A 12138-nucleotide genomic window follows, 5' to 3' on the forward strand; every position below is an offset into this window, starting at 1 on the left:
ATTTTTTAAAATTATAACGCTACTGATAATCCAAAAAGCACTGATTTCGTCGATGGATATTTCAGTCCATTTCCGGTATCCAGCTCCGGATCCCAAAGTTTAAAATTAGAGATGTACCATAAATTGTTACCGCTGATATACACCCTTAATCCTTGCAGATACATACGTTGTGCGAGGGTTTTATTCAAAGTGTAACCTACTTCCATCGTTTTCAGACGTCCAAAACTCATGTCTTTTTTCCACCAGGTAGAAGCCACTGCATTATTGGCGTTAGGCCCGTAACTCAATCTTGGCCAGAACACATCCTGACTCGGATTTTGTTCGGTCCAGCGGTCCTTGTAATTCGAATAAATGTTCCCCAGCGTACCCGTACCGCTTCCCGGTATAAAATTGGATCCCCCGATAATGCGTTCTGATTTGCCTATTCCCTGAAAGAAAAAGCTGAAATCGAATTGTTTGTATTTTAAATTATTTCCAAAACCATATACAATTTGCGGATCTGTTGTACCGCCTATAAAACCTTCATCCAGACCGCTTATGATACCGTCCTTATTTCTGTCCTCATACTTGATATCTCCCGGACGCAAAGAGGTTCCGAAGGTTGGTACAGGCAAACCCGGTGCGAGTACCCCCGGAGACGTAAAATCCTCGCTGGTGTATAAGCCGGTTGCGGTATAACCGTACAACGTATTGTTCTGAATGCCTGTTCCTGAACGGTAAGTCCCTTTTACAGCAGCGGCTTCATCTCTTTCCGTCACTTTATTTTCTACATAAGTAAAATTAAAACGCCAGCTCATAAAGAAATCAGCGGTTAGCTGTTTGTTGAAGTTATATCCGATCTCAATTCCTTTATTTTCCATTCTTCCAAAATTGGCCCAGGGTGCATTAATAAATCCTGCCTGAGTGGGAACCGTGTTTCGTTCCACAAAAATGTCTTTTCTTTTTTCGCGGAAAACATCGACTGTCAGGTCCATCATATTGAGTATTCCCAATTCGATACCTAAATCTGTTTTGGCTACTTTTTCCCAGGTCAGGTCGTTTACGCCAATCTGTCCTTCCTCAATTCCTTCATATTTTACGCCTTGTCCTGTACCAAACCAATAGTCAGAATTATTATCATCACTAATGGTCGTCAGGTAAGCAAACCTTCTGTTGGCTCCAATGTTATCATTTCCGACTAACCCGTAAGAACCGCGGATTTTAAGTTTATTGATAATGTCCTTAACCGGTTCCATAAATTTTTCTTCGGAGGCAATCCAGCCCATCGCTACCGATGGAAAAAATCCGTATCGTTTTCCTTTTGCAAAATTTTCCGATCCGTTGTACCCAAAGTTAAATTCCCCAATGTATTTTCGGTCAAAAGTGTAGGAAGTCCTTCCTGCCACTCCCTGGTGCCTGAATGCCTGAGGAGCCGTTCCGTCGTTATAACTGTCCTGATTGTATAGTAAAAGACCGCTTAAATCATGTTTTCCAAAAGCGCGGTTGTAGGTCGTATTGGCTTCTAGATACACACGTCTGTTCCCAAACTCAGCTGCCCTGGCATAACCCAGATATTCCTGGCCGTAGGCCTGAACCGTGCCGTGAATTAAACTGCCGTCAAGATCCCTTTGTGTCGCTAAATTGTAGTAGTCCGGCGACTTGCCGCGTGTAATCCTGTTTTCAGAATAGGAATCAAACGAGTACGTAAATTTTGCTTTTAATCCCGGTGTAATAAGATCTTTAAAATCCTGTTCCAATGACACTAAACTTTCTATTTTACTGCCACCCTGCTGATAATATCCCTGCTGCGTACTCATCGCCCATGGATTTTCGCGTGCAAAAACCCTCGGAATCGTTCCGTCTGAGTAAATTGCAGGATGTACAAACGGAGTGGTTTCGAAAGCCGTACCAAACAGCACATCGGTACTGCTGTTTCCTTTTTGAAGGTTCTGCAAAAAACCGCCAATGTTTACGCGCAAAAGAGTCGATTTCGAAACATTCACATCTACATTGGTGCGGACATTCGCCCTGTTTAGCTTGGTTTCCGAATCATACGATTGTTTCGGATCTGCTGCCAGCATCCCTTTCTCGCTATAGTAAGAAGCCGTTAAGGCATATCGTAAAATTTCAGATCCCCCGGCAACATTCAGATTGGATCTGGATGTAAAAGCATAATCTTTGGTAATCGCATCTACCCAGTTTACGTCCGGATACAAGTCCGGGTCATATTTACTGGCTGTTTTTGAAATACGATCTTCTGTAAACAAAAGCGGTTTTCCCTGTTCGGCCGCTAATTGATTCAGCAGGGTCATATAAGGAGCAGCACCGATAAACTCCGGTAATTTGGTAGGTTCCTGAATCGAATATTCGGTTCTTACCTGTATCGTCGGAGCCCCTACAAAACCTCTTTTGGTATTGATCAGAATGACCCCGTTGGCACCTCTTACTCCGTATACCGCACTTGCCGCTGCATCTTTTAAAACAGAGAATGACTCAATTTCTGAAGGGTCAAGATCGTTTAGGTTACGCTCAATTCCATCTACCAGTACCAGCGGATTTGTTCCTCCTTTAAAAGTAGAGATCCCGCGAATCTTGATATCCGACTGATCGTAACCCGGTTCACCGGAACGCTGTACGGCCATAACCCCGGTAATCTGACCTGCCAGGTTATTTCCTAAGGTACGGGCCGTTCCTACCTGTAACAGCGAGGGTTTTATCGTACTGATCGCACCTACAACCGATGCTTTTTTCTGTGTACCAAAACCAACGACTACAACGGCCTGAAGGTCATTACTCTCCTCTGTCATTGCTACGGTTACGGTCTTTTGATTATTTAAAGGTTTTTCAAACTCTTTCATTCCGATAAACTTAAATACAAGTACCGCCTGAGCAGAAGATACCGTAATTGTAAAAGTTCCGTCAAAGTCTGTCGATACGGCGTTTTTTGTACCTTTCTCCAGTACGGTGGCACTCGGTAATGATAATCCTTTTGAATCTGTTACTGTTCCGGTTATTTTTACAGCATTCTGTGAAGTACCATTCTGTGCATAACTTTTCCCTGCACAGAGGATTAGAAACAATAAGCCTATCATTCCGTTCCTCCTTAACTTTGATTTACTCCAGGTAAAAAAGTGCAGTGGATGGGATGACATTTTCCAGGTCGTTTTAATTTCCATTTCAGTTAATTTTTTGGTTGGTGATTAGTTAGTTTTAAAAATTAAAATGGATACGCACTATTTCAGCACGCATACAAATTGAAAGAATAATATTATAAATACAAATAAGACGATTCGTGCTGGTAATTTTTAATACATTACAAAATATCACGTCTTTTTTTATTGATACCATAATTTATATCCTAAAAATTTACATTTTAATTTTTGACCAAATTAAGAGATTGGTAACATTATTTTAATCCCATTTTGTTTCATAATTGTGTTTAAATCATTCACAGAGGGATTGAAAACACTGTATATAAGCAATATGACACAAAACAGCGTTAAAGAGAGACCAAATGAAAAACGTATTTGGATCAAAGAGTAAATCGCAATTTTTTATAAGATACTTCCATTTTGTTTCCCGCAGATTTTGCAGATCAGGCAGATTTTTTTAAAATTTTGCAACATAAGTAATCTGCTATATCTGCCCAATCTGCGAGAGAAAAATTTTCGCTTTAAAAAAGAATAGTGTTTTTTTTCCCGCAGATTCAGCAGATCAGGCAGATTTTTTTAAAATCTAGCAGCATAACTAAGCTGCTAAATCTCCAAAATTTGCGAGCGATAAATTTTCGCTTTAAAAAAGAATAGTGTTTTTTTTCCTCCCGCAGATTTTGCAGATCAGGCAGATTTTTTTAAAATTTTGCAGCATAAGTAATCTGCTATATCTGCCCAATCTGCGAGACATAACTTTTCGTTTAAAAAAGGCGTAGTTTTTTTCTCCCGCAGATTTTGCAGATCAGGCAGATTTTTTTAAAATTTTGCAGCATAAGTAATCTGCTATATCTGCCCAATCTGCGAGACATAACTTTTCGTTTAAAAAAGGCGTAGTTTTTTTCTCCCGTAGATTCTGCAGATGAGGCAGATTTTTTTAAAATTTTTCAGCATAACTAATCTGCTAAATCTGCGGGAGATAACTTTTGGCACAAAGAAACGGTCTGGAGCTACGTTGAGCTATTTAATGATATGTGGTTTTACGCCTTCGTTGGTAATCACTATGGGTTTGATGAAACCATTTTCATCAAAATGCATTTCTTCGACACAGGTTTCCCTGGAGTTGGCATGCGTTTCGGTGAGCGGTCTTCTGTGGTACACGATATAATAAGTGTCGGAATCGGGTACTTTGATAACGGAATGATGACCTGCCCCGACTGCAATTTTAGGGTCCTGTTCTAAAATTTTTCCAATTCTTTTAAAGGGTCCCATCGGAGAATCTGCAATAGCATAGGCCACACAATAATCGGGACCCGTCCAGCCGCCTTCCGACCACATAAAGTAGTATTTGTTGTTTTTAATAAACATAAAAGGGCCTTCGACATAATTTTCCGGAGTAATTTCTTTGAATATAGTTTGATCTTTAAAAGGCACAAACCCCGTAAAATCGGGCTTTAATTTTGCAATATTACAATGTTTCCAGCCTCCGTAAATTAAATAACACTGACCGTCCTTATCCCTGAAAACAAACTGGTCAATAGGCTGTGCCCCATTATGAAACTTGTCGACCAATGGTTTTCCCAAATAATCTTTATAAGGGCCTTCGGGTTTTGAAGCCACGGCAACCCCTATTCCACCCATCTCCTGGTCATTCTGAATATCATTGGCACCAAAAAACAAAAAGTACTTATTTTTGTTTTTAATGATCGACGGTGCCCATATAGCACGCTTTGCCCATTTTACGCCTGTTGTATCTAAAATCCTGGAATGTTTCGTCCAGTTGGTCAGGTCTTTTGAAGAAAAAGCATCCAGAAAAACCTGATCGGCATAGGGCGCAGAAAAAGTGGGATAGATCCAATACGTCTTGTCAAAAATAATTCCCTCGGGATCGGCATACCAGCCTTTGAATACAGGATTATTATTTTTGGAAGTGACTGCCGTTTGTGCCATTGTTTTTGCGTACGCAAGGATAAAAAGAAAAAATATAACTTGTTTCATAACATCCGGATTTGGTTAATGGGTAATACTGATAATTAAAGTATTGTAAATTATAAAAAATTAGGAAGCGCATGACAGGAACGCCGGGAATTTTGCAGATTAGTTTACCGCAATTGTAATCCCATCTTTAAGCGTACCGCTGCCCTGATATGTTTTTCCATCTAAAAGCAACTGCACTTTTATTTTGGTTATTTCCTGATCGATGTTTCTTTTTCCTAGTTTTCCGGTGGCTTTCACCAGTACACTATCCTTCTTTTTTTCGGCCGTAAAAGTGACCAGGGCATAATCGCCTTTCTGGAATCCAAAACCATCACCTGAATCTACGTACAATTCCCCAATTGCATTACCATTCTGATCCGGACAAACATACAGACTTAAGGGATCGAATGAATTCTCGCCTGCATTCTGGATAATAGCACCGGCCGGAATAATGCTTCCGCCTTTTATGCGCAGTTTTGCCTGGTATTTATCCTGCTCCTCTCCTTCAATCAGATTCAGTTCCTCCCAGATTCCCGAGGGAAGTATCGGATCTTTAGCAAATGCCGGAATTACCAAAAGACTTTCACCTAACAAAAATGCCTGTTCCTCGGCCCTAAGGCGGGAATCTTTGCTATCGGCAAAAAATACCGGAGCCATCACGGGCATTCCGGTTTTAGACGATTCATAAAAAAGAGTGTATAAATACGGCAATAAACGATAGCGTCTTTCCAAAGCAATGCGCGATGTTTTTTCTATTTCGGGACCATACGCCCAGGGTTCTTTATTATTGGTTCCGGCACAGGCGTGTCCGCGGGCAAAAGGCATCAATGCCCCGAAGCCCAGCCAGTTTGCCCATAGATCGCCGCTGGTATCACCCAGGAAACCGCCTATGTCCGGCCCGTTAAAAGGCTGACCTGACAATCCCAAGGTGAGCGACATCGGAACTGATAATTTTAAGTGATCCCAACCCGCAAAGTTATCGCCTGTCCAGGTGGCTGCATAGCGCTGGCCTCCTAATAAATTAGATCTCGTGAGAAGAAAAGGGCGTTTTGTGGGATTGCTTTTTAAAATTCCGTCATAAGAGGCTTCTACCATCAAACGCCCGTATGCGTTGTGATACAGCAGGTGCGAACCTTGCGGCAGATTGCCTCCGCCTTTATGCGGCGTGTCATACGGCATGGTACCGAGACGTTTGTCTTCCGGAAAATCATTGTCGTTTACGGCAGGTTCATTCATATCATTCCAGACTCCGTCAATACCGGTGCTTAAAAAATCCTTGTAAAGTCCGCCCCACCATTTTCTGGCTTCAGGATTGGTAAAATCAGGAAAGGCGCAATCTCCCGGCCATACTTTTCCGTGGTACTCTTCTCCGTTATTTTGTTTCACCCAGACATCGTTTTGTGTCCCGGTTTTATAAACGGAATATTCTTTATCTGCTTTCACTCCCGGATCGATCATATAAACTGCACGAAACCCTTTTTTATGCAAATTGTCGTTTAAGACTTTCGGATTGCGAAACCGGATACTGTCGAATGTAAAAACGCGGTAGCCCTGCATATAATCGATATCCATCCAGATCACGTCACACGGAATTTTCTTTTCCCTGAAAGTATCCGCTATTTCCATCACCCGTTTTTCACTGTCATAAGAGAAACGGCACTGGTGATAGCCTAAAGCCCAGCGTGGCGGCAGTTTGATGGTTCCTGTTAATTCCGAAAGCCCTTTGATAACTTCCTGAGGCGATTTTCGGTCAATGATATAAATCCGGAACAAGGCCCCTTCCGAATTGTAAATAATCTTGTCCGAATTCGTTATTAGTTCGGCCTTCCAGGTACTGTCGAAAATAATTCCGAAAGCAGAACCGTCCGGACGCACTCCCATCACCCAGGGATGTGTCTGATATAAGCGTTTACCGCCCTCCACACTATAGGCTCCCGTATCGGTATTCCATAATTTTATAGCTTGCCCGTTTCGCAATAAAGGTCCGGTAACTTCTCCGCCACCATACAGGCTGACTTCTCCTTTGAGGTGTAAGACAGCGCCTGCCTTATTATTTTTAAGGGTAAATTCAGGAATCAGCGACCAGTCCGATGGCAGCTTTCCTTTCGATTTTAGTTCAGCGGCCAGTATTAAGGAGGGCGTCCTGGTTTTATCAAATCCTTTCGGAATAAATTGGGCAATCCTGTCGCCCACTAATTCGCTTTTGAGCAATGAAACTTCCTGCGCCCCGGCGTCAGCGATGCCAACTGAAAGAAAAAATACGGTGTATAAAATGGATTTCAAATTCATATTATAAATTTAAATATTAGTAATTTACTATAAACCAATGGATCTGCGATTTATAAAAGGTACGTGATTAGGTTTTACATCGCCGGAATGGCCAGTACGGTCTCCTCCGACAACGGATCGCCAATAACAGGATTTCCGTTTTTGTCCCATTTGATGGGCTGCATTCTGGGTGATCTTTTTTCGCCGCATCCTTCTCCGGGTTTTGAATTGGCGTGGTACAGAATCCAGTCTTCGCTGCCATCCGGTGATTTAAAAAAGGAATTGTGCCCCGGAGCATATACTTTCGTTTTATCGGATTGCTGCAGAATGGGCTGGTCTGATTTTACCCAGGCCGAAGCATCCAGTAAATTGTCTTTTCCTGTAAAGGTAAGCAGACCCAGACTATAATGGTCCGTCCAGCAGCCACTGGCAGAAAAAACAATAAATACTTTCCCTTTGTGGGACAGGAACTGAGGCCCTTCATTTACGTTTACCTGTGCCGGATTGATGTCGTCGTGCAGGGCACCAAACAATTCCCAGGAATTTGCAGGGCTGGAAATTCGCACTCTGTCCCCTTCAATTTGGGTAGGGCTTTTCATTTTGGCGATATAAATATTTTGCTGTCCGTTGGTATCCCCTTCCCAGCCCGACCAAATCATGTACAATTGTTTTTTATAAGTAAAAACATTGCCGTCAATCGCCCATTTATCAGTTTGTGCGGCTATTTTTCCTTTAAAAACCCACTCGCCTTCCATTGGATTTTTCGAATTATTTTCCAGCACATACATGCGGTGCGTATCGTTAGAGCCGTTGTCAGCCGCAAAATACACATACCACTTCCCGTTGAGATAATGAAATTCAGGCGCCCAGATTTCGGCTGCATAGTCGGTGTTTTTGGGTGCAATCCAGATGGTTTTCTTTTCGGCATTTTTCAGATCTGCCAAATTTTTGGTTTTTAAAAGCACCAGCCGGTCCTGCATGGTATGAGTGTAATAGTAAAAGCCATTGTAATAGGTGCTGTAAGGATCCGGCCCGTAATCCAAAATCGGATTGCTGAATTTTTCCTGTGCCAGTGCCATATGGGTGAAGATGCCAAACAGCATCAGTGTGAGTATTTTTTTTAGTTTGTTTTGTTTCCTTTTCATAAATAACTTTTGTTGTTTTCAACCCATTTTGGGCCGGGTTGGTTTTTGGTTTTAGGTTAGAATTTGATGTCGTGATGTAAAAAAATAACTTTTACGATTTTCATTTGTATTCTTAAAAATATAAGTAATATTGCAAGCGATCTAATCGTGTTTATTTTGAGTTCTACTGTACTATTTTGCTTATTTTTTATTAATACGATAATTTATATATTAAAAAAATATCATTTTAATTTTCGACCAAAGTAGCATATTGACAACATTGTTCTGTCTCATTTTGTTTCACAATTGTGTTCAATTGATGCAAATAATCCCTTATAAGACCAACAATACACAGGACTAATCAAAATGAATACTCATGACACAACCGGGGAATTTATTTTTTTATAAAAAAATACTAAAAACATGTATACGCAACGTTTTTTTAAAATAGGGACATTGGTTTGTCTTTTATTTTTGTCCACTACAATTTTCAGCCAGGAATATTATTTCAAACATTATAAGGTCGAGAACGGAATGTCAAACAATACCGTTTTGGCCTCGATTCAGGATAAGGACGGATTTTTATGGTTGGGTTCGAAAGATGGCCTGAATCGTTTTGACGGGTATCATTTCAAAACCTTTCGCAGTGGGAAAGATCCCAAAACATCCTTAGGAAGCAATTACATTCAGTCGCTGCACGAATTCAAAAACCTCATCTGGGTCGGAACGGACAAAGGATTGTATTCTTACGATAAAAAACTGGAGCGCTTTACCTTTATCAATGAAGCCATTAACAATCGTATTAATGATATCGACAACGACCTGAAGCATAACTTATGGTTTATCTCGATAGGGACACTGATTAAATATAATGCAGACACCAAAGAGACTGTGATGTTCGACGGCAAAGATTCATTCTATGCCACTTCCATCAGCTGCGACAAAAACGGAGTGGTCTGGGTATCTTCTTATGATGATCTGTACCGGTATTCGGAAGCCACTCAAAGTTTTGATAAAATCAGGGTGCAGCTGCCTGGCAGTACTTTTTCCATATCGGTCATTTATGCCTTAGATACCAATTCGGTTCTGATCGGGACCCGCGATCATGGCATTTACAAATACGATGTGGCCAGCGGCAAAACAACACCTTTTATTAACGGTGCACAGAAACCGGTATTTGTCCGACAATTTAACAGAAATAAAAATGAATTGTGGATTGCCAGCGAATCCGGCGTATACATTTACGATTTACAGCAAAAAACCATTCGTAATTTGCGCAAGAGTGCCAGTGATCCCTATGCTATTTCAGACAATGCCGCGTATTGCATTACGATCGACAAAGAAAACGGGGTCTGGATCGGGACGTATTTCGGCGGCGTCAATTACCATCAGAAACAGTACGATCAGTTTAAGAAATACTTTCCGCGAAAAAGTGAAAATGCCATTGTGGGAAGTGCCGTTCGTGAAATTCACAAAGACAATCAGGGAAATCTCTGGATCGGTACCGAGGATGCTGGCATCAATAAATTTAACCTGAAAACCCGCAAATTTGTCAACTACCTGCCCGACGGAACAAAATCGGGGCTTTCTTTTTACAACATACACGGGGTTTTACCCAGGGGCAATAAAGTCTGGATCGGTACTTTTGAACACGGACTGGATGTGATGGATGCCAGTTCGGGAAAAGTTATCAGACATTACGACCACACGAACAGTACTTTTAAAAGTGATTTTATTGTTACGTTTTTTGAAACTCAGCAGAAGCAGTTGTATGTAGTCACTTCTGTTGGAATCTATTTGTACGACGACAAGAACGACACTTTTAAAATTTGTGCTATTTTTTCGGAAACCACCCATTACACCTGTATGTTTCAGGATAAAAAAGGAAATTTGTGGGCCGGATCGTATCGTGACGGACTGTTTTTCTACAATCCGAAGACGAAAGAAAAAGCAGTGTACCGACATGATTTTAAAAATGATAAAAGCATCAGCAATGACTTTATCACTTCCATCTTTCAGGATCAGCAAAACAATCTGTGGATTGCCACCGAAAATGGCCTGAACCTGTTGGATACCAGCAAAAAAGAGTTCCGAAAATTCACTACCGAAGACGGATTCCCAAGTAATGTGATTTATTCTGTTTTACAGGATGAACAGCAGAATTTATGCATTACCACTTCAAAAGGGCTGGTGCGTTTTAATTATAAAACGAAATCCGTTAAAATTTTCACCACCGCAAACGGATTGCTGAGTGACCAGTTCAATTACAGTTCGGCTTTTAAGGATGCCAATGGCGATATGTATTTTGGAAACCTCAACGGTATGATTAGTTTTAACCCGAAAAATTTCAGTACCTATAAATACAATCCTCCTATCTTTATTACCGGGCTTCAGATCAACAATAAGGAAGTAGTTGTAAAGGATGAAGGCTCCCCGCTCGATGAATCGGTTTCGTATATCCGGAAAATCACTTTAAGAAATGATCAGTCTAATTTTAATATTGATTTTGCTTCCTTAAGTTATACTGCTCCGGAACTGACGCAGTATTGGTATAAACTGGACGGGATTAGCGACGACTGGGTGTACCTGAATAAAAACAACAAGGTTTTCTTTACGGAACTGCCATCGGGTAATTATAAATTCAGGGTAAAATCATTAAGCGCCAGCGGAATATGGAGTAAAGAGGCTGTTGTCGAAATTACCATTTTACCGCCATTCTGGGCGAGCGGTTATGCTTTTTTCTTTTACTTTTTAGTCATTGTGGGCTGCCTCTACTGGCTTTTACGCCGTTATCACCACATCACGATCAAGGAAAACAACCAGAAAATTGCCAATCTTAACAACGAAAAAGAGAAGGAAATTTACCATGCCAAAATTGAATTTTTTACCAATGTGGCGCATGAGATCCGAACGCCTTTAACGCTGATCAAAAGCCCGCTGGAAAGTTTGCTCAAAAGAACGTATGAATCCCCGGAAATTATACCGAATCTATCCATAATGGAGAAGAATACGTCCCGTCTGCTGAATTTGGTAAACGAACTGCTTGATTTCAGAAAAACAGAAATCGAAGGCCTCGGACTGACCTTTGTAGAAACCAATATTTCGCTTTTAGTAAGGCAATTGCAATCTCAGTTTACGCCGCTGATTGAAGAAAGAAATATTCACTTAGCACTGGAATTGGGAGATAAGAATATTTACGCTTTTGTAGATGAAGAGGCCATTACCAAAATCATGAGCAATCTGATCAGCAATGCGGTTAAATATGCCAAAAGTGAAGTAATTATTACGTTGTTCCGGGATGAAAATTCCCTGGAATTTATTGTAAAGAATGACGGAAACCTGATTCCGAAAGGGCTTAAAAGTAAAATTTTCGAACCTTTCTTCCGAATATTAGGATCTGAAACCCAAACCGGAACCGGGATTGGTTTGTCACTCGCGCATTCGCTTACTGAACTGCATAACGGAACCTTAAAACTGCAGTTTCTGGATGATTCCATGAATACCTTTGTGCTGCTGGAAAAACCGGTCAATTTGACCACCTAATTCCGGAGTAAATTGACCACCCGTTCCGGAGCAAACTGACCACCTAATTCCGGAGCAAATTGACCACCAGGTTTTGTGGTGAATTAAGTATTAAAAAC

The 12138-nt window shown here is 41.0% G+C and carries 5 protein-coding genes; 1 reads left to right on the plus strand and 4 read right to left on the minus strand.

Annotated elements, in window-relative coordinates; genetic code table 11:
* Positions 1 to 11: 11 nt before the first annotated feature.
* The 4 genes from D0817_RS02550 to D0817_RS02565 form a co-directional block, all read right to left on the minus strand.
* The gene (locus D0817_RS02550; RefSeq protein WP_238160806.1) at positions 12 to 3155 is read right to left on the minus strand and encodes a SusC/RagA family TonB-linked outer membrane protein; all 3144 of its coding nucleotides are present in this window, start codon (positions 3153 to 3155) and stop codon (positions 12 to 14) included.
* A gap of 993 nt (positions 3156 to 4148) precedes the next feature.
* Entirely contained in the window at positions 4149 to 5126 is a 978-nt protein-coding gene (locus tag D0817_RS02555; RefSeq protein WP_127336811.1) for a glycoside hydrolase family 43 protein, read from the minus strand.
* Between the two features lie 99 nt (positions 5127 to 5225).
* Positions 5226 to 7394, minus strand: coding sequence for a TIM-barrel domain-containing protein (locus D0817_RS02560; RefSeq protein ID WP_127336812.1), 2169 nt, complete (start codon positions 7392 to 7394; stop codon positions 5226 to 5228).
* Positions 7395 to 7468: 74 nt separating this feature from the next.
* Positions 7469 to 8518, minus strand: a complete 1050-nt coding sequence (locus D0817_RS02565; protein ID WP_127336813.1) for a glycoside hydrolase family 43 protein — start codon at positions 8516 to 8518, stop codon at positions 7469 to 7471.
* A gap of 402 nt (positions 8519 to 8920) precedes the next feature.
* On the opposite strand from D0817_RS02565, the gene D0817_RS02570 reads away from it, so the two are divergent.
* Positions 8921 to 12040, plus strand: a complete 3120-nt coding sequence (locus D0817_RS02570; protein ID WP_127336814.1) for a ligand-binding sensor domain-containing protein — start codon at positions 8921 to 8923, stop codon at positions 12038 to 12040.
* The last annotated feature ends 98 nt before the right edge of the window (positions 12041 to 12138 follow it).

Source organism: Flavobacterium cupreum, from assembly GCF_003996965.1.
GTDB lineage: Bacteria > Bacteroidota > Bacteroidia > Flavobacteriales > Flavobacteriaceae > Flavobacterium > Flavobacterium cupreum.